Genomic DNA, 18,672 nt, shown 5'->3' with positions numbered 1-18,672 from the left:
TAGCGAAAGTTCCTTTATAATTAGCGGAAGCTCCTTTGTTTAGCGAAAGTTCCTTTCTCTGAATGCGGCCTTCATTCATCAACTATATGCTTGATCAACACTTCAGCTACTCGCTTGCCGTGGCCGCACCGGAAGCCTCCTCGAACACGCATTTTTCCTGCAGGGTCTCGCTGGCAGGCGCGATCCCGCAGGCGCCAGAGCACCTGCACTTGCCCGGTCGCTCTATACTTTCTTTCCGTATAAGAAAATGCTCCCCGCTGTTTACGGAGAGCATTTCATTTCTAGAGGGCGTACGGGAATTGAACCCGCGATCATGGAATGAGAATCCATTGGCTTAACCACTTGCCCAACGCCCTATATCATGTTTGCACGGCGAACAGCTGTTTTGACCACCCATTCAGCACGACAAACATTATACCACAGTTTTGATCATTGATTCAAGTGATTATTTTTAATCTCAGGATAGTGACGCTTGGATGACCTTATCGTATGAGGTTTAAACGCTTTCGGCAATAATTTTCACGCCTGAGCTGGCTCCGATTCGTGATGCACCTGCTTCAATCATCGCTTCCGCATCTGCCTTTGAGTTAATGCCCCCGGCCGCCTTGACACCAATCCCGCTGCCTACCGTCTTCCGCATCAGTGCAACGTCTTTCGCGGTTGCCCCACCGCTAGAAAATCCGGTCGAGGTCTTGACATAATCTGCGCCTGCTTTAACCGCTAATTGGCAGGCCAATACCTTTTCATCATCGCTAAGCAGGCAAGCTTCAATGATCACTTTAACAAGCGCTTGCTTGTTTGCCGCTGCAACAACAGCTCGAATATCCGATTCTACTGCACCCGTCTGCCCACTTTTTAGGGCACCAATATTGATCACCATATCGACTTCATCAGCGCCCTTAGCAATTGCATCGTTCGTTTCAAATGCCTTTGCTTCACTTGTTGACGCACCCAGCGGGAAGCCGATCACCGTGCACACCTTTGTTTTACTGCCCTTTAGTTGATCTGCCGCTAGACTGACCCAACACGGATTAATGCAGACAGAGGCAAACCCGAACTTTTTGGCTTCATCTGTAATTCTGATAATGTCTGCTTCGGTTGCTTCCGGTTTTAGAATTGTATGGTCAATAGAGCTCGCAAGTTTATTCATCGAATCGATCACCCTTATCCTTAATTTCTTTAGCTAATAATGCGGCGAATGAGTTTCAACTGCTCAGCCCGCTCGGTTATCGAAATACTCTGTTCCAGTTTTTCTAAGACTTGATCGATATCCTCAGTATCCGCATGAATCGTCAACAGCGATTCGCCTTCTTTTACTTTGTCGCCAATCTTTTTATGCAGGACAATTCCAGTCGCATGATTGATTGAATCTTCTTTTGTTGCGCGCCCAGCGCCGAGCAGCATCGCCGCAAGTCCTATTTGATCCGCCTTTAATTGAGCGACAACTCCTGAAGATGATGCCCGAAACTCGAATTGATGCTGAGCTTTCGGCAGCCGTTCCGGATTGTCAATGATCTGCGGATCGCCGCCTTGGTTGGCGATGAACTGCTTAAATTTTTCATAGGCCTTTCCTTGAACAAGCGCTTGTTCAAGTTGCTTGCGTGCATCCGGCAAATGTTCCGCTTTACCGGCAAAAAGCACCATGCGGCTGCCGAGCTCATAAACCAATTCCTTTAAATCACTCGGTCCATTTCCTTTTAATGTCTCAATGGCTTCTTTTACTTCAAGCGCGTTGCCGATTGCATAACCCAGCGGCTGCGCCATATCGGTAATCACAGCGGACGTTTCCCGTCCCACATGTTTCCCAATCTGAACCATCGTCTTGGCCAAGCGTATGGCATCGCGTTCATTTTTCATAAAAGCGCCGTCTCCGCAGGTTACTTCGAGAACAATCGCATCCGCGCCGGCAGCAATTTTCTTGCTCATAATCGAGCTGGCAATCAGCGGAATCGATTCAACCGAACCGCTGACATCACGCAGTGCATAGAGTTTTTTATCGGCGGGCACAAGATCGCCTGTTTGTCCGATTACCGCAATATGATCATGATTGACATGATCGATGAACTGCTTACCGCTCATCTCCACAGAAAATCCGGGAATGGACTCCAGCTTGTCAATCGTTCCTCCGGTAAATCCAAGACCGCGTCCACTCATTTTCGCAACCTTTACACCGAGTGAAGCCACAAGTGGCGCCAAAACAAGTGTGGTCGTATCCCCAACACCGCCGGTCGAATGTTTATCCACTTTCTTGCCGGCGATTGCAGACAAATCTACGGTATCGCCTGAATCAACCATTGCACGTGTCAGTTCGGCAATTTCGGCATCGTTCATGTCTCGAAAATAAATCGCCATGGCAAGTGCGCTGGCTTGGTAATCAGGAATTGTTCCGCCTACATAGCCTTCAATGAAAAAGCGGATCTCCTCAGGAGACATAACGCCGCCGTCTCGCTTCTTCGTGATGATATCAACCATTCTCATTTTGGCTCACCTCGGATTTAGTTTAAGAAACTTAGGAAGCTTTCACCCGTTTTCGGCATTTCCACAGCAAAATTATCGGCCACAGTCGCACCTAAATCAGCAAACGTCTGTCGAACGGGAAAGGCTCCAACGGAAGAAAAGGATGGTGAATAGACGAGCAGCGGTACAAATTCACGCGTGTGGTCCGTTCCTCGGAACCCCGGATCATTGCCGTGGTCTGCCGTAATCATCAACAGATCATCTTTTTTCAATTTCGGAAGTGCTTCGCCGAGCTGACGGTCAAACGCCTCCAGCGCTTTCCCGAAAAGAACCGGCTCGCGGCGATGCCCGTACTTGGCATCAAAATCGACGAGATTCGTGAAGCTCAGCCCATGAAAATCACGATCAAGCAGTGCAGTGAACCGCTCCATACCATCTTCGTTGCTGACCGTGTGCCATCCTTCTTTTATTCCTTTGCCACTGAAAATATCATTGATTTTCCCGACCGCCAGCGTATCCAATCCCGCATCATTCAGAAAATTGAGCACGGTTTTTTCAGGCGGAACCAACGTCAAGTCGCGACGATTGGCTGTGCGTTCAAACGTATCCGCAGAGTTACCAACATAGGGACGTGCAATGACCCGGCCGAGATGATAGGGCTCATCAATGGTCAGCTTACGTGCATACTCACAAATTTTGTAGAGTTCCTCAAGCGGGATCACATGCTCATGGGCTGCAATCTGTAGTACTGAATCTCCGGATGTATAAACAATGAGTTCACCGGTCTTCATTTGACGCTCGCCAAATTTCTTGATGATTTCCGTTCCGCTCGCCGGCTTGTTCCAAAGGACTTTTCTGCCGCTGAAAGATTCAATCTTTTGAACCAGTTCATCGGGAAACCCATTGGGAAATGTATGCAGCGGCGTCCTAACCGGAAGCCCCATCATTTCCCAATGCCCGTCCATACTGTCTTTTCCAGCCGACACTTCGTGCATTTTCGTATAATAGGCCAGTGGCTTTTCCTGAATCGGAACACCTTGAATCGGTCGTTCCGGACGAATATTGGATAAGCCTAACTTGGTTAAATTGGGGACGTTCAATCCATTCATTGCTTCTGCTGTATGACCCAGTGTGTCGCAGCCTTCATCATTATAGTTTGCTGCATCGGTTGCTTCGCCAATACCAACCGAATCCAAGACAATGATATGAATCCGTTTAAAGCGTTCGGTCATGAGATCCTCCTATTAAGTAAAACGGTTTAAAAAACCGCTTATTTGTCACAAGCACAAAATCTATCTTCCATTTTACCCCAACCGATAAAAAGGAGCAAAAAACTCCGAATAAGGCGTTCCGTGGCCTGATCCGGAGTTTTTTGCTTCTGTCTTCTCATTACGCTGTTTCGTTCATTACTCGTTGTATTTTCTTGATTCTTCCTTCAGATGAACAAGGTCGACAAGCATGGAGTGGAAAGGCGCCTGAAGTCCATGCTTCTCTGCAAGGCGGACAATCGCGCCGTTGATGTAATCCACTTCGGTTGGCCGATTCGTGCTCATATCCTGATGCATGGATGGATAGTGGAGCGGATTGCCGACCTCCGATACATACATCACTTGATCAACCAGCGCATCTTTTGTCTCTTCCATTTTAATGCCTTCTGCATCGATCGCTGTGTAGGCTTCATCGATCAGTTTGCGTGCCATTTCCTTCGCATTCTTGTAAGCAGCGAATTGACCCATTTTAATATTCATCAGTGTACAAAGGGTATTAACAACCGAGTTAAAGACAAGCTTGGTCCAAACGGTACCCATATAGTCCTTCTGAACCGTCGGATGCATTAATGCCTTTTCCATTTCATCGGCAACCTTATAAATGAAGTCATTCGGCTCGCCTTCAACGCGGACGATATGCACATGACCGCCGCCTCGTTTACCAATGAAGTCTACCTTGCCCGGTCCTTTTAGTACAGTCGCAATCATTGCGGTTCCAGCAATAATGCGCGTACGCGGGACAAACTGTGCAATATATTCCGCACCGCCAAAGCCGTTTTGATTGGTCATCACATAGGTATTCTCCCCGATGAAAGGTTTGCAGCGTTCCATTGTTTCCACCGTATGCATGTCTTTCACGAATACAATCGCCAGTTCCGGTGCTTCATGATATTCTTCCGGATAACTGATGCTGATTTCAACAAAGCGTTCCTCTTTTCCATCGCGCCACACATGGACGCCTCCATTTTTTTTGATCGCTTCAACATTTGGTTCCCATGTGTCGACAAAGTGAACGTCATTGCCTGCCTCCTGCAGCAGAACACCGTACCTTAACCCCATTGCACCTGCACCGATCACAACAATCTTCATCCTTCTCGTCTCCTTTTCGTAAATTCTCTTTTTTCCTATCTCTCTTTGTCTTTCCTGCCTCTTTTTCTGATTGGTTTCTCCCATTCGCTTCTCTTTTTCCATGCGAAAAGCCCCATTCAGGGAATTCTGAATGGGGCTTTCTCAAGTCCCGCTCAGAACGAAGAGGACTCGAGGTACACGCGATCGATTATCGACGGTGGTGCACCTGAGCCCTAGCTAATCAAAATGACGACTACTTTTATCGTTCTGAACGGAATCATAAGGGTAACCTTCTTGAAAGACAATTTTTGTGAGTGGTGTTAGTTTACATGATCCCTTTTTGAATGTCAATAGAATTTTGAGAATATTTATATTTAAGAATTATTAACCGTCGAGAAAACAGGACATTCCTACTCAGAAGTTCGTTTTTATCCTCAGTGCCTGAATTAACGCTTCGGCTACTCACTTGACTCGAGCGATCCTAGTGCCTTCTCGGACACCATGATCATCACCTGCAGGATCTACCCTGGGCTCGCGCCTCCGATTGTTGGATGAAAAAAGGTGCCTCATCGTCAAAATGAATTGACGTTTGAGACACCTTTGTTTCTTATATCAGTCTTTTAGGTCATTAATCGAATCGATCTTGACATAAGACGGAACAACGAGTCCAAGCTTTGTTCCCTCCAAATTCGGACCTAGATCGGTAAGCTTACTTTTAAATTGTTTCATGTAATCGGCATGTGTCGTTGGAAGCCATGCAGCAACAATGGCATCATCACTGCCCTTGGCAAGTCCAGCCCACATTTGTCCGGCACCAAGCTGTTCAAGCGTTACTTTGTAGCCTAAGTCTTCAAGTACCGTTGCCACAACATTGGTGCTGGCAATTTCAGAAGCCCAGGCGACATAACCGAGCTTAATGCTCTTGCCGCTGACTTTATTGGCGCCTTTTGTCCATGCGCTGACTTTGTCTGCATTATCCTTAACCCATTGGGTGGCTGCTTTCTTCGCATCGGTACCGTTTTGAATCGAAAGCATTACTTTTCCCATATCATCAGCAGTCCAAAAGAATTGATCCAGAACCTTGGTTGCATTCGGGTCTTTCTTTTCGAAGCCCTTATGAACCACTGTATGAATTTTCTCTGCTTTCCCATAAATACCCTTCGGATCCTTCAGATACTTCAGATCATATTTCTGGAACATCCAATGCGGTGTCCATCCGGTAACGACGATCGGTTCTTTTTTCTTAATCGCTTTATCAAGTGAAGCAGTCATCGTTGATTCTGAACCGGACTGTACGGTCCAATCGCTCAACTTGTAATCCTTAGTTACTTTGTCGGTCAGTTTCATTTCGCCTGCGCCTGGATCAATACCAATGATTTTATGGTCGACTTTATTGCCAAACGAATCGGCATTTCCTGAACTCTGACTCTGACATCCGGCTAACGTCAAGGCAACTAAAATAAACATACTCATCATGATACGATTCATTTTCTTCAAGTTAAGATTCCCCCGTTTTTTTATTTCGCGTATTTTGTGAAATACGATCTAGCATGATCGCGATAATCACGATCGCAAGACCTGCTTCAACACCAATGTCTGTACGCAATGAAGTTACTGCGAGATAGACATCGGCACCAAGCCCTGGCGCACCGACCAGCGATGCGACAACAACCATGGACAGTGAGAGCATAATGCTTTGATTGATACCGGCCATGACGGTCGGCGCTGCTATTGGAATTTGGACTTTAATCAGTTTCTGCCATGTTGTCGTTCCAAATGCATCTGAAGCCTCTATTAAATCTGATGGAACCTGACGAATGCCGAGCCCGGTCATGCGAATCGTCGGCGGCATGGCAAACACAATTGTTGCGACGACTCCCGGAGGCATGCCGGTACCAAACAGGAAAATTGCTGGGATCAAGTAAACAAATGAAGGCATGGTCTGCATAAAGTCAAGAATCGGCGTCATAATGCGATGAAACGTTTTATTAATTCCAGCCAAGATTCCAAGTGGAAACCCAATAAGAATCGACAAAACAACCGAGGTCAGAACAAGCGCAAACGTCTGCATCGCATGTGCCCAATAACCTAAATCATAAATTAAGACCAAACCGATCAAGGTAAATAAAGCGACTCCGATACCGCGGCGCCAAAAGGCGATGGCCACGCAAAGCAAAATGAAAACAATCGGTGTCATAAAAGCAAAGAGCCAGACCAAACTGTCCACAAAGCTCTGTATTCCTGAAGCAATGTAACCGAAAAACCCTTCAAAATGATTCGTGATGAATTGAATCAGCAAATCAGCCCAATGGCCGATCGGGATCTTCGGCAAGAATGTCTCATTCATACGCTCTTCACATCCTCTTCTTCAGTCAACGCCGTGTTTCCGGCAAGGGCATTAATGATTGCCGCACGCTTTACAATTCCGCGCAGCCGTCCCTGTTCATCAACAACAGCCAGTGGAAGCGCAGATTTTGAGATATCTTCAAACAAATCATTCAAATGCGTGTCAACCTGTACTGGATTCACCTGCTGAATGATTTCACTCAGAGGAGTCCCCGCTTTAAATGCCGCTGCAGCATCATCTGCATCCACCACGCCAAGCAATTTCTTACTGCGATCCACAGCAAAAATACTTGAAATGCCATTGTCATTCATCAGCTGCAGGGCAACGCGTGCACCGCGGTCGCAATTGATTGCCTCTGCACGTGCCATAATTTGTCCGGCTGTGATCACTTTGCTCAAGTCAACATCCTCTACAAAGTGTTCCACGTATTCATTAGCCGGATTCATCAAGATCTCTTCCGGCGAGCCAATTTGAACAATTTGTCCATCTTTCATGAGTGCGATTCGGTCACCGATGCGCAATGCTTCATCCAGGTCATGTGTAATGAACACAATTGTTTTTTGCATCTCGCTCTGCAAATCGAGCAACTGATCCTGCATATCCTTACGAATTAATGGATCGAGTGCACTAAACGCCTCGTCCATAAGCAAAATATCCGTATCGCTGGCCAAAGCTCGCGCCAAACCAACGCGCTGCTGCATCCCCCCAGACAGCTGATCCGGATAGCTGTCCTCATAACCTTTCAGTCCGACACGCTCCAATGCTTGCCGCGCATGGTCTGCTCGTTCCTTTTTATCAACGCCTTGGATCTCCAGTCCAAAAAGTGTATTCTCGAGAATCGTTCGATGCGGAAACAGTGCGAACCCTTGAAAAACCATACTGATTTTTTTACGACGCACCGTGCGTAATTGCTCGGGATTCATTCGCGTAATATCTTCGCCATCAATCAGAATCGTTCCTGAAGTCGGATTGATTAACCGATTCAACAAGCGAACAAGCGTCGACTTGCCACTGCCTGATAACCCCATGATGACAAAGACCTCATTGGATTCTACGTTAAAGGTTGCACCAGCCACACCAACATTTAAGTCCGTCTTTTCTTTAATCGTTTGTTTGCTTAGCCCTTTTTTCAAAAGTTCCAACCCGCGTTTCGGACTTTTTCCGAATATCTTAGTTGCTTGCTTCACCTCAAGCTTTTTCATTGAAACACCTCAGCTTTCTTCGTTTATTTTTGTCAAATAGCTGTAAAAATAAAGACAGAGTCTTGTCTGTTCCTCAAAATTTTTCGCATTTATTTTTACTCGGAGCACGCAAAATGCTGCTGTGTACCGTGGATGAGCACGACATTTCTTCCAAAAACTTTTTATCGTATGACTCGCAACATAGACCATGTTAACATAGTTGTTTGTACAGTTCAAACTGTACAAACCGATAAAACTATGTATACTGAATGAATAGATGTACAACAAATTCCATCTTTTCAGAGAGAATCGCAACGGGTACAATGAACTGTAGTGAATTTTACAATGAAGTTGGTGAATGAAATGAATCGCTCTGAGATCGTTGAAAATATAAGGGATCGTGTCATTGAATCTGTATCACAAAATATGTATCTTTACGGCGTTACCCCTTCGATCGGGCGCCTGTATGGCACCTTATTTTTCAATGGTGAACCGATGACCTTGGATGATATGAAAGAAGAATTAAAAATGAGCAAGACCAGCATGAGTACTTCCGTACGCACACTCATGGAACTGAATATGGTTGAGCGCGCTTGGAGAAAAGGGATTCGAAAAGACTTGTATGAAGCTCAGGACGACTGGTACCAAATCTTTACCGATTTCTTTTCGAATCAATGGCGAAAAGTCACTGCGATGAATATGAAGGCTGTACGTCAATCCTTAAACGAATTAACGCGACTCATGGATGATCCTGAGCTTTCCGAAAGCGACCGCGAATTGATCCAAACGGACATGGATAAATATCAATACATTTTAAATTATTACAAATGGCTGAACGCGTTTTTTGATTTTCTAAACAGCGATGAATTATACCAAGTTGTGAAGAAGAAAATGGACGCCGATCAATAAGAAAAAATTGAGCATATGGCTCTCCTGATTCGATGACCGAACAAAAGCCTGCGTATCGTGACTCCTTGTTCGGAGCTGAATTTTATAAAATTAAGAAGGATTGGACAAAAAGTGTCCGATCCTTCTTTTACATGCATTTTTTCAGTTCGCCTCATTTGATCGCTTTTTTCACAGTAACAGAGCACGATCGCAAGCCTCACTTGGGCTCGCCGGCAGTATTATTTACAAAAAAAACAGCCCCGCCATTTGCGGAGCCGCTTCTTTATCACTCAACTCATTTTTTTGCTGGTTCAGGTAGTTCAACTTCTGCGCGTCCAAGGCTTTCACCTTTAATTGCAGCGTTGAAGTTGTCGTAGCTTGTCGAAATCATGTTTGATACGGCTACGTCGGTCATTGCAGCAACGTGAGGCGTAATCAATACCTTAGGATACAATTCGATCAATTCTTTGATCGTAGCATCTGGGAATTCAGTGCCATCAGAGAAATCTTTGCCGAAGAAGCGTGCTTCGTCGGTCAATACATCAGCGCCGAAACCTTCGAGCTTGCCGCTCTTGATCGCTTTAGCAACGGCAGCTTCGTCAACGAGTTCACCGCGAGCCGTGTTGATCAAGATTGCGCCGTCCTTCATCTTGCCGATGAAGTCTTCACCAACAAAGTTTTCGTTCTTGCCCGGGAAGTATGGAAGGTGCAGGCTGACAATATCAGATTCAGCAAGCAGTTCATCCAATTCCTTGAATTCAACCAATTTCTTAGCGAAGTCGCTTTGGAAGATGTCGTAGCCGAGCAGTTTCGCGCCAAGACCTTTATACAGTTCTGCTTCAACGCAGCCGATATGGCCTGTTCCAACGATACCAACCTTAATTTTATGAACTTCGTGGCTGAAGTTTGTTTCTGTTACAGTAAAGTTCAGTTTCGATGTACGAGCCGTTGTGTAAACCGTGTGACGAAGTAGTGATGTACCGAGATATACAGCAAGTTCAGCAATAGCATTCGGTGAGTAAGCAGGGACGCGGGCAACTTTGATACCGAGATCTGCAGCAGCCTGAAGATCAATGTGGTTGAAGCCTGCGGTACGTGTAAATACATAGTTGATGCCGTAGTCATTGAATTTTTCCAGGTTTGCACGGTCTGCAAGGCAGTTTACGAAAAGCAATACGCCATCGTGACCTTTTGCCAAATCGCCGTTGTCTGCAGTAAGCAAATCATTAACCAATGTCAATTCAAAGCCATATTTGTTCAATTCACTGTACAAATGTTCTTCATAAGGTTCTACACCATACGCAATAATTTTAAAAGCCATGCTGAAACATCCTCCTAGAGAAATTTATTCTACCCCGATGTTTCTGAACATCAGGGATGTACCCTTATTCGTGATTGTTTTCACAATGGAAAAACTTTTTCATCGTCCGACAAACAGTCAGTCAACCATTTGTTAGTTTAACCTATTGTTTAACGAACGATTCTGAAACCTTTTTTCACTTTAAAAGTATACCATTGCATGCGATTATCGACAATCCGGCAATGTGCTGAAAAAGTGATTTTTTTGTGAATCATGCCCTTTGTGCACATGGTTTGCAGCAACGGCGCGTTGCCATTCCACATCAAGCTTCACATCAATATAGAGATGCAACTTTGAGGAAAATGTATTTCGTCCAATCAAAAAATTTCTTTAACTGCCTTTTCATTTACGGCCTGCCCTGCCATGACAAAATGTAAGAGAAGCCAAGCTACACCTAGTCCCTGCTTTTACAGGATGTGCTTATGGTAGTCCTACAAAGTAAAGTCATCTATTTCCTTTTCTTTTGACAAAAAGGTTATTCATAGGACATGTAACTGTCCCATGAATAACCTCAAGCGGATCACGGATCATTAATTATTCTTTTTCATCAGAGTCAGCATCAGCAGCAAGAACAGGATCAAAGTTCGCCACTTCAATAATAATTGGTGTTCCTTTTGCAATCGTTGATCCTTCAGGTACAGTAATCAATAAGTTGCCAACTCCATTTTCACCTGCTGTATAAGCAAAATTGTCCTCCATCTGTACGACACCATTAATGTAGACATTGATATAACTATTATTAAGCTCTAGTTCCGGAAATGATTGAACCGCTGCACCTGTATCATCTAAGAACTTCGCCGCATCAATTTTCACGACCGTCTCCTCTGGCACCGACTGCTCCAGTTCATAGAAAAAACGGGTCACTGACGGCGATAGTGCGATGCTCGTTTTCGCCTCGAATACAGGTTTAATGATTTTAAGGCCCATCCTATCTCCTCCTTTAATCGATAGATCAGATTTCTATTGAGAGGGAGCGCATTGCTTAATCGTTCTCATCTCTCATCTTGGCTGACTTAGTACACCATATGCTCGAAAAGGAAAAAGGACATCCACGAAAGCCAGCAAACAAAAAGATAAGAAAAACACCTAAGAAAGATCACGATAGCTTGAAATGAACGCGAAAGAAATGCGACAGACAATGAATAAGCGAACGTTTCATTGAATGCAGCGTGCACCGCCCCCATATCTCCAATCTGCCGCTTCACCCCAGCTAAAAACAGGGCGCACTCAATCCGCGCACACTCATATACTGTTAGCGGGAGAGGGGAAGTAAAATGGAACATCATTTTTTTGCAAAAAGAAAATCACTCATTCCTCAGCCGTTTCTGTCACTTCCAAAAGCAGCACGCGGCCCAAGACGCCTATTTACGCGACCGCAACAGGTGGATACGCTCACGTTCTACACGTTATCCGACGGGCGGAAAAGAGTGTACACATCTGCCGACGCCCTTCAAGGGCATGGCACAGAAGTCATTTTGGCCCCTGAAGAGGTATCCTATATGAACTTATTCATTAACGGCATTTTACAATCCAAGCAAAGCTATGCCGTTGCTCAAGGGAAGCTAGTCATCCGTACAGAGGACATCCCAATTAAAGGAACGCCTATCATTTTACAAATGGTCACCATTCGCTAACGGAAAATACAAAGAAACGGATTGATGCTGATTTTGAAAACGGAGCCTTTACCGCTCTTCCGAACGCTTTATGACCGTTACTGGTTACAGGTGCATTTGTATAAATAACCATGCACTTTTTTTCGTTTAAACGCCTTCAAGGTAAAGCGTAGCACTACATACATGAAAATAGATGATTTCCCGTCATAAACTGCTTGCTGCTTAAATAAACTGTTTATGGCTATTTTTTATGATTGGTTGCAGGTACAGACAAAGTGAAACGTCACAATGAGGTGGGTGGTTTATCTATATGACGAGTGACACGCAACGCATCGAGAGAGAACTCAGTTATCTGAAAGGCATTAAAGCCAAAACAGCCGCCTTTATCAGTACAACGGCTCGAAAGTCAAGCGGGCTGCGTGTGCTGCCAAGAAGATCTGCACTGGGGTTTACCGCAATCAACTTTTTGGTAACGGAGATGAATCAAGCAAGAGTATGCTTCTGCGCTTTAGATGGCCGGGTTGACTATATATTCATTGATATTGAGCACAAACAAGACCTGACACTGATCCACGAAGCCCGACGACTGATCACAAGGTCTAAGGTCCTCACGTGCAAACCGAATGATGCGACGATTGAATCCTGTGATCTGCTCATTAGGCATCATTATGCGGATCGGTTGGAGAATAAGTCCGTACTTGTGATCGGATCGGGAAATTTAAGTACAAAAATCGCTTTGAGATTGGCCGAACGGCAAGCAAATGTGCATCTGCAAAGCAGAAATCAACAAAAAACTGTGCAAATCGCAGAAGCGCTCAATTTGATTCTTCCTAAATTTTCTCCTCCAATTCAAGCAATTGAAGAACCTCAGCAACACTACACGATGATGATTTCCTTTTTATCTGCAGAACGAATCATCGGCCCGAACTACTTACCGCTGCTAAACACGCATTCATTAGTCATTGACGGCGGGATTAATAATTTTACCACACCATTCATTCAAGGCGCTCTGGCAAAAGGCGTCGCGTGTTACCGATTAGATGTCCGGATTGCTTTTCTGTATCATTTGCTTCTTCTAAGCAATGAAGCAGAAGCATTCTTTTCACAAGTCATGGGACGCATCACCGTCCCTGACAAGCGATATGATATGGTGTCCGGCGGAATTATCGGCAACCAGGGCGACCTTATCGTTGATCAAGTTATGACCCCTACTCAAGTTGTCGGTATTGCAGACGGATTCGGCGGGGTCAAACCACCCTCTGAGTACACACAAGACGAAAAACAGCGCATTGCCCATTCGTTAAAAGCGCTGAACTCCAATCAAGAGTAACGCACCATTGCCCTTCCATACGACGTAAAAAAGTGCAGCGCACGTAGTTCGTGCTGCACTTTTTATGTTCAAACACCTGAAATTGCTAAAGCTTCCGCTCCATTCGTTCAAGAATTACGAAGTTAGTGAATGAACCCGTCTTTCTCTAACATCGCTTTGATCTCAGTTTTACTCATTAAGCCCTCTTTGGAACTGTATTCTGCAATTTTTGCCGCAGGGTATTTCGCATAGTGTTCTTTCACACCCTCAATCGGGAGAGTTGGAAGAATCACATAATACTGATCGCTATAAACAACGGTTTTCCTACTTTCATTTAAAGAAAACAGCAGCTCATGAATTTTTTCGCCCGGACGAACTCCAAGTGTCTCAATCGATATCTTTGCTCTCCCAGAAGCTTCAATCAGTACCTGTGCCAGATCACTAATTTTACAGGAAGGCATTTTCATGACAAAGGTTTCTCCGCCAACACTTTCATAAGTGGCCTTCAAAACAAGCTTAATTGCGTCTTGCACGGACATGAAAAAGCGTGTCATGTTGGGGTCGGTAATGCCGATCTTGTTTCTTTGTTCCATCTGGCTTTTAAAGACATGGATGACGCTCCCATTTGTTCCTAATACGTTTCCGCCGCGAACACAGACAAATTTCGTTTGCGCGGTCAATGTATTTGCATGAATTATTAACCGCTCGCCCATTGCTTTTGAAAATCCGTAGAAGTTTAGTGGATCAGAAGCTTTATCCGTTGAGATATAAACCACTTTTTTCACGCCGCAATGAATCGCAGCATCAATGACATGCTGTGTGCCGATAACATTTGTTTTCAGAGCATCGAGCGGCTGCTCTTCACAAATAGGGACATGCTTTAATGCTGCTAGGTGAAAAATATAATCCACCCCTCGGCAAGCTTCAATAAGTGCATCCTTTTCTCTTATATCGCCTATAATAAAACGCAATCGAGATTCCCCATCAAATACTTGTTTCATGATGAATTGATTGTTTTCATTGCGTGAAAAAATCCTAACTTCCTTTGGCCCTTTATCTAATAGTTGCCTAACTAACTCATAACCCCATGATCCCGTTCCACCCGTTACAAGGATGGTCTGATTGTTCAACACGTCCAATGCCTCCTAATTTCAACGTTACGCTATTAAAATCATCCGTCGTCGCGTCGTTCGGCTTTTTTTATAAGGAAGAATGCTCATTTGCCGCTCTATGGCCACGTGGTGAATCGAATGACTTGGCTGATCAAGCGCCGACTCTTATAACGTATGCAATCCTAGTTTCATTGTCATAGGCAGTCTCTTTAATTTAAAGCGAAATAGGAATAAATGCCGGTGTACTGAAGATAAATGAGATACGCGCCCGCTGATGCTATTTTCACAGAGAAGCAGCGGAGATATTTCGATCTTTAGGTCAACTATCCAAACCAAATTCGGGATCGAGCAATACATTATGTCATATAGCGAAAGCGGGCTGGTTGACTTTTGAAAATACTGCTTGCCAGGTATTGGGTGATTCCTCATGTCGGTGGGGTTGGGAATGCCATGGTTCAATTAAAAGAAGCTCGAAGGAAACGGGGGAGTAGTCATTGGTCTCAAAAACGTGCTGTACCAAATTCAGTGCGTGTCTATGAACAGGTAAGTGCAAAGGAGGACCGGATTAAACAATGAAACGGACTACTCTGTTTATCTTAAAATATAAACTATTGCATTGGTTTTCAAGAACCCTCTTTAAAATCAAACAATTTCGGGAACTGGGAGAAATTGAACAAGTGAAGAAGGAAGTCCATTTAAAAAGAAAGAAGAGGTGCACCATGAGTTTTAAAAGGATCAATGGAACCTATGATGCGATTTTCAGTTTAGGCGACTTATGCTTAGCCAGTATTCAATTAAGAAGGCACAATCTGCGACCATTTGCCGGCGTTATCGACTGGATGGGATCGCCATCTCTTAATGATGTCAATCGCTTGCTTAAAAATAGATTTGAAGGGTTTATGGACGCTTCACATCTGTCGATTAGAGGCTATGCCAATGCACAAAATTTACTAGTCGCTGAGGAGCAGTATGGTATTATGTCAAATCATGACTTCGATACAGCAAGAAATACAGGAGCATATCTAGCAACCTATCCGGAAGTAAAAGCAAAATTCGATCGTCGAATTAAGCGATTCTTAAACAAATGTGAAACAAGCAAACGGATTCTTTTTGTTCGAACCGAAGGGACATTTGATGAAATTCTAGCATTGGAAGATACCTTATCCGAACTGGTTAAGGGCGACTTCCGCATTCTTGTGATTAACCATACAAACGTTTCCGGGATCGTTGTCCAAAACTGGCCGCTTGATAATGTTCTTTCACTGGAATTCCCTAATGTTGAAAAATGGGAAGGAAATAACGCGCTTTGGGCTCAAGTCTTAAAAGGGGTTCATATTAGATAGGCTGCAGTTAGCAGTTAAATACCCTCAATTCATACAACGCTAAAGCTACCAATCAGGCATACCGCTTTGGCGTTGTTTTTTAGTTCGCAAAGAATGTTCAGGATTGGGCTTTTCTGATCTAGGAGAAATAGACACAATCATTGCTTCGATCAACGTTGACCTAAAAAATAGACGATTAAAATATTTTTTTGTCAAAAAGAAAGAAACATGCCTACACAATATCATTACTGCACAATACAGTAACACTATATCAACCATAGGAGAGATGCGGACAATGAAAATTTTGCTAGCCACTTATTGGTCCATTCCCCATGTGGGCGGGGTTTGGCAATATATGACCCAGCTAAAAAAAAAGCTGGAGTCGTATGGTCATGAAGTTGATCTGCTTGGCTATGATCAATCCAACCTTAACGTCACAGTGATCAATAAAGGATTGGTTCTGCCAAGGGAAAAGGTCACTCCATTAGTCGATGCCCATTTTACGCAAGAAAATTATCCTGCAATGTATGCTAATTTCTTAGTGAAATGGACAGAAATGCAGCGTTATGTCTATGAATTAAGCGCCGCTTATTTCGGTGTTAAAGATTACGACATCATCCACACTCAGGATGTACTCTCCACCGTTGCAATGAGCCGAATCAAGGATCCGAATACACCCTTAATTGCCACCCTGCACGGATCCGTTGCTCACGAGATCAGACGTCAGTTGAAAACCGTTCACAAGTCGGAAACTGCTTATCTCGCCAGAACATACTACGATGAGTTGGAACACGACGGAGCGGTATCGGCAGACACAACCATCGTCTGCAATCAGTGGTTGCATACAATGCTGACCGATGAATTCCATGTTCCAAAAGACCAGCTTAAGGTGCTGCATTACGGTTTTGATACCGAGACCTTTTTTCAGAAATCACACCAAAAGGCAACACTAAAGGCTCCAAAGGGCAAAAAAGTGATTATTTACACTGGAAGGCTCGTCGAACTTAAAGGGGTCAATTACCTCATCGACGCATTAGCCAAACTGAAACAAATTAGAAGCGACTGGGTAGGCTGGATTGTCGGTAATGGTGAAAAAGAATCGGAACTCAAAAGCCAAGTGCTGTCGCTTGGTCTCGGTGATTCCGTGCGGTTCCTAGGAAAAAGAGAGGATGTGCCAAGTCTACTCTCTCAAGCAGATATACTTGTTCTGCCGACATTGATTGAAAACCAACCCCTGTCGGTGATCGAAGCACAAATTGCGGGCAAAGCGGTGATTGCAAGCAATGTTGGCGGAATCTCGGAAATGATTCAGCAGGGTGTGACAGGCATGTTGACGCCGCCGGAAAACGCTGATGCGCTACTCAATACGATCAATCAGCTTCTCTCAGATAATCATTTAAGAAAAAAACTCGGACTTAATGCCCGAAAATGGGGTTTGACACATTGGTCAATTGATCGCGGCACCCAGGATCTTCTGAACATCTATCTTCAGGCCCTATACACCAAAAGAAAGGGTGAGAAGCTTGTATAAGCTGATCGAATTTTTCAAATATATTTTTCTCGTCTGCTATTGGAAGGTCACCGATCTTTGGAAAAAGGCGTGGGGAAAGAAATCAAGCAACATGCCTGACTATATGAGTGAGCAACGTACTGATCCTACTCTTTTAAACATCAAAGATACGCATTCACTATTTGCCTCTCCAACTAGGGATGCAACAGTCTTCATGTCGGAACCTATTTTCGAGAAAATTGTTCATTCGCTGCCAACAAGTTATACGTTTCCGGATCTTAGCACATTGAGTAATATCGAGAAGTGCTACGCCAAGACGACAGCAGTTGAAAAAGATGCAGAACGCAATGGTGAGCCGTCGGTTTCCAAAATAAAAGCGGAGCTTCCGAACGACGACACAACGCTTACACCCTCCGCCGTAATGAAACCCAATCGATCGAAGCATTTGAATCAACGGATTCATTTTGCCAAAACAACCACAGCAAACATTGCTTTTGAGCCTAAGGCTTCATCCTTGAGCTCAGACGAAAACAAAACTGCAGCGGTACCGAAAACTGAGCCTGCGCTCATCATTACACCGCTTCAGTCAAGTAAGAAGATTATCGAGCCTGTTGATCAGAACTCGAAGTCCTCAAAAACCGGTCACTATAAATTTGTCTTCATAAAGTAATGCCTGACTAAGGAGGCAGCACGATGAAAGCAATTGTTTTAGGAGGTGCAGGATTTATCGGCGCTCATCTCGTGGATGCCTTGATTAACCGCGGTGATGAGGTTCATATTATTGATAATCTACACGCGGACCGCCTTGAAACCCTCCATCAGGGTGCCATTGTGCATGTGATCGATTGTTCGAGTCCGGAGATTAAGAATTTGATTGTTCAGATCAAGCCTGATGTCGTCTTCCATTCAACAGACCAGGCAGAAACAGCAGCAGCCTCCGCACCGTCACTGAATTCCGGTTCCGCCATTACAATTGATGGTACGATCCATTTGTTGGAGGGCTGCCGCCTTGCCCGAGTCAACAAGGTCATTTTCGCGTCAACCGCTGCTGTATATGGTGACCCTCGGACTGATCTGATCGCAGAGAAGGATCCCCCGAGACCAACAACCAAGTATGGATGGGCAAAATTAGCAGAAGAGTCTTACATCCGTCTTTTTAATCGTATCGAACAGCTTCCTTACACCATTCTCAGATATGCCAGTGTATTTGGTCCAAGACAGCACACACAAAAAACGG

17 protein-coding genes and 1 tRNA gene are annotated in these 18,672 nt (G+C 44.5%); 7 read left to right on the top strand and 11 right to left on the bottom strand.

The genetic code is table 11. From position 1 onward, the window contains the following. Positions 1–284 precede the first annotated feature (284 nt). The 8 genes from SIN01_RS10540 to SIN01_RS10505 form a co-directional block, all read right to left on the bottom strand. A tRNA-Glu gene (locus tag SIN01_RS10540) sits at positions 285–356 on the bottom strand. A 140-nt stretch (positions 357–496) separates the two neighbouring features. Further along, a complete protein-coding gene (deoC, locus tag SIN01_RS10535) occupies positions 497–1,150 on the bottom strand; it encodes a deoxyribose-phosphate aldolase (RefSeq protein WP_010023907.1) in 654 nt (217 codons plus the stop codon). 29 nt (positions 1,151–1,179) lie between these two features. After that, positions 1,180–2,478, bottom strand: a complete 1,299-nt coding sequence (locus SIN01_RS10530; protein ID WP_047034756.1) for a pyrimidine-nucleoside phosphorylase — start codon at positions 2,476–2,478, stop codon at positions 1,180–1,182. A gap of 17 nt (positions 2,479–2,495) precedes the next feature. After that, positions 2,496–3,689: a phosphopentomutase gene (locus SIN01_RS10525; RefSeq protein ID WP_010026633.1), complete on the bottom strand. Its 1,194-nt coding sequence runs from the start codon at positions 3,687–3,689 to the stop codon at positions 2,496–2,498. A 174-nt stretch (positions 3,690–3,863) separates the two neighbouring features. Continuing rightward, on the bottom strand, positions 3,864–4,814 hold the full coding sequence (locus SIN01_RS10520; RefSeq protein WP_047034757.1) for a ketopantoate reductase family protein: 951 nt from the start codon (positions 4,812–4,814) through the stop codon (positions 3,864–3,866). 591 nt (positions 4,815–5,405) lie between these two features. Next, positions 5,406–6,281 carry a glycine betaine ABC transporter substrate-binding protein gene (locus SIN01_RS10515; protein ID WP_029548113.1) on the bottom strand — a complete coding sequence of 292 codons (876 nt, stop codon included), beginning with the start codon at positions 6,279–6,281 and terminating at the stop codon, positions 5,406–5,408. A 10-nt stretch (positions 6,282–6,291) separates the two neighbouring features. Then, entirely contained in the window at positions 6,292–7,140 is an 849-nt protein-coding gene (locus SIN01_RS10510) for an ABC transporter permease (RefSeq protein WP_010024033.1), read from the bottom strand. Next, the gene (locus SIN01_RS10505) at positions 7,137–8,342 is read right to left on the bottom strand and encodes a quaternary amine ABC transporter ATP-binding protein (RefSeq protein ID WP_010024031.1); all 1,206 of its coding nucleotides are present in this window, start codon (positions 8,340–8,342) and stop codon (positions 7,137–7,139) included. Before SIN01_RS10505 ends, SIN01_RS10510 begins: the two co-directional genes overlap by 4 nt. 324 nt (positions 8,343–8,666) lie before the next feature. Between SIN01_RS10505 and SIN01_RS10500 the strand changes: the two genes are divergently transcribed. Further along, on the top strand, positions 8,667–9,230 hold the full coding sequence (locus SIN01_RS10500) for a GbsR/MarR family transcriptional regulator (RefSeq protein WP_010024029.1): 564 nt from the start codon (positions 8,667–8,669) through the stop codon (positions 9,228–9,230). 274 nt (positions 9,231–9,504) lie between these two features. Here SIN01_RS10500 and SIN01_RS10495 read toward each other — a convergent pair whose 3' ends face one another. Together SIN01_RS10495 and SIN01_RS10490 are read right to left on the bottom strand one after the other, a co-directional pair. Continuing rightward, on the bottom strand, positions 9,505–10,530 hold the full coding sequence (locus SIN01_RS10495; RefSeq protein ID WP_010024028.1) for an NAD(P)-dependent oxidoreductase: 1,026 nt from the start codon (positions 10,528–10,530) through the stop codon (positions 9,505–9,507). A 573-nt stretch (positions 10,531–11,103) separates the two neighbouring features. Further along, positions 11,104–11,496, bottom strand: coding sequence for a DUF4183 domain-containing protein (locus SIN01_RS10490; protein ID WP_010024027.1), 393 nt, complete (start codon positions 11,494–11,496; stop codon positions 11,104–11,106). A 347-nt stretch (positions 11,497–11,843) separates the two neighbouring features. On the opposite strand from SIN01_RS10490, the gene SIN01_RS10485 reads away from it, so the two are divergent. Next, positions 11,844–12,203 (top strand): DUF4183 domain-containing protein, encoded by a 360-nt coding sequence (locus SIN01_RS10485; protein WP_010024026.1) that lies wholly within the window; start codon positions 11,844–11,846, stop codon positions 12,201–12,203. A 289-nt stretch (positions 12,204–12,492) separates the two neighbouring features. Next, positions 12,493–13,512, top strand: coding sequence for a Rossmann-fold NAD(P)-binding domain-containing protein (locus SIN01_RS10480; protein WP_010024024.1), 1,020 nt, complete (start codon positions 12,493–12,495; stop codon positions 13,510–13,512). A 122-nt stretch (positions 13,513–13,634) separates the two neighbouring features. Here the strand turns inward: SIN01_RS10480 and SIN01_RS10475 are convergent, their stop codons facing one another. Continuing rightward, positions 13,635–14,624 carry a polysaccharide biosynthesis protein gene (locus SIN01_RS10475; protein WP_010024022.1) on the bottom strand — a complete coding sequence of 330 codons (990 nt, stop codon included), beginning with the start codon at positions 14,622–14,624 and terminating at the stop codon, positions 13,635–13,637. A 551-nt stretch (positions 14,625–15,175) separates the two neighbouring features. On the opposite strand from SIN01_RS10475, the gene SIN01_RS10470 reads away from it, so the two are divergent. The 4 genes from SIN01_RS10470 to SIN01_RS10455 form a co-directional block, all read left to right on the top strand. Beyond that, complete coding sequence (locus SIN01_RS10470; protein ID WP_010024020.1) at positions 15,176–15,946, top strand: DUF1796 family putative cysteine peptidase; 771 nt, start codon at positions 15,176–15,178, stop codon at positions 15,944–15,946. Between the two features lie 274 nt (positions 15,947–16,220). Beyond that, positions 16,221–17,456, top strand: a complete 1,236-nt coding sequence (locus SIN01_RS10465) for a glycosyltransferase family 4 protein (RefSeq protein WP_010024019.1) — start codon at positions 16,221–16,223, stop codon at positions 17,454–17,456. Further along, on the top strand, positions 17,449–18,105 hold the full coding sequence (locus SIN01_RS10460) for a hypothetical protein (protein ID WP_010024018.1): 657 nt from the start codon (positions 17,449–17,451) through the stop codon (positions 18,103–18,105). Before SIN01_RS10465 ends, SIN01_RS10460 begins: the two co-directional genes overlap by 8 nt. 23 nt (positions 18,106–18,128) lie before the next feature. Then, the coding region (locus SIN01_RS10455; RefSeq protein ID WP_141306059.1) for an NAD-dependent epimerase/dehydratase family protein at positions 18,129–18,672 on the top strand (544 nt) is incomplete at its 3' end.

It is taken from the genome of Sporolactobacillus inulinus (genome assembly GCF_006539285.1).
GTDB classification, from domain to species: domain Bacteria; phylum Bacillota; class Bacilli; order Bacillales; family Sporolactobacillaceae; genus Sporolactobacillus; species Sporolactobacillus inulinus.
Note: the sequence above shows the minus strand (reverse complement) of the source record. Positions and strands in the feature narration are given on the sequence as shown.

Coding starts and splice junctions, on each gene's coding strand:
- SIN01_RS10470 (WP_010024020.1), top strand. CDS start 15,176: ATGAAACGGACTACTCTGTTTATCTTAAAATATAAACTATTGCATTGG.
- SIN01_RS10525 (WP_010026633.1), bottom strand. CDS start 3,689: ATGACCGAACGCTTTAAACGGATTCATATCATTGTCTTGGATTCGGTT.
- SIN01_RS10530 (WP_047034756.1), bottom strand. CDS start 2,478: ATGAGAATGGTTGATATCATCACGAAGAAGCGAGACGGCGGCGTTATG.
- SIN01_RS10495 (WP_010024028.1), bottom strand. CDS start 10,530: ATGGCTTTTAAAATTATTGCGTATGGTGTAGAACCTTATGAAGAACAT.
- SIN01_RS10480 (WP_010024024.1), top strand. CDS start 12,493: ATGACGAGTGACACGCAACGCATCGAGAGAGAACTCAGTTATCTGAAA.
- SIN01_RS10490 (WP_010024027.1), bottom strand. CDS start 11,496: ATGGGCCTTAAAATCATTAAACCTGTATTCGAGGCGAAAACGAGCATC.
- SIN01_RS10500 (WP_010024029.1), top strand. CDS start 8,667: ATGAAGTTGGTGAATGAAATGAATCGCTCTGAGATCGTTGAAAATATA.
- SIN01_RS10515 (WP_029548113.1), bottom strand. CDS start 6,281: ATGAATCGTATCATGATGAGTATGTTTATTTTAGTTGCCTTGACGTTA.
- deoC (WP_010023907.1), bottom strand. CDS start 1,150: ATGAATAAACTTGCGAGCTCTATTGACCATACAATTCTAAAACCGGAA.
- SIN01_RS10505 (WP_010024031.1), bottom strand. CDS start 8,342: ATGAAAAAGCTTGAGGTGAAGCAAGCAACTAAGATATTCGGAAAAAGT.
- SIN01_RS10510 (WP_010024033.1), bottom strand. CDS start 7,140: ATGAATGAGACATTCTTGCCGAAGATCCCGATCGGCCATTGGGCTGAT.
- SIN01_RS10520 (WP_047034757.1), bottom strand. CDS start 4,814: ATGAAGATTGTTGTGATCGGTGCAGGTGCAATGGGGTTAAGGTACGGT.
- SIN01_RS10465 (WP_010024019.1), top strand. CDS start 16,221: ATGAAAATTTTGCTAGCCACTTATTGGTCCATTCCCCATGTGGGCGGG.
- SIN01_RS10485 (WP_010024026.1), top strand. CDS start 11,844: ATGGAACATCATTTTTTTGCAAAAAGAAAATCACTCATTCCTCAGCCG.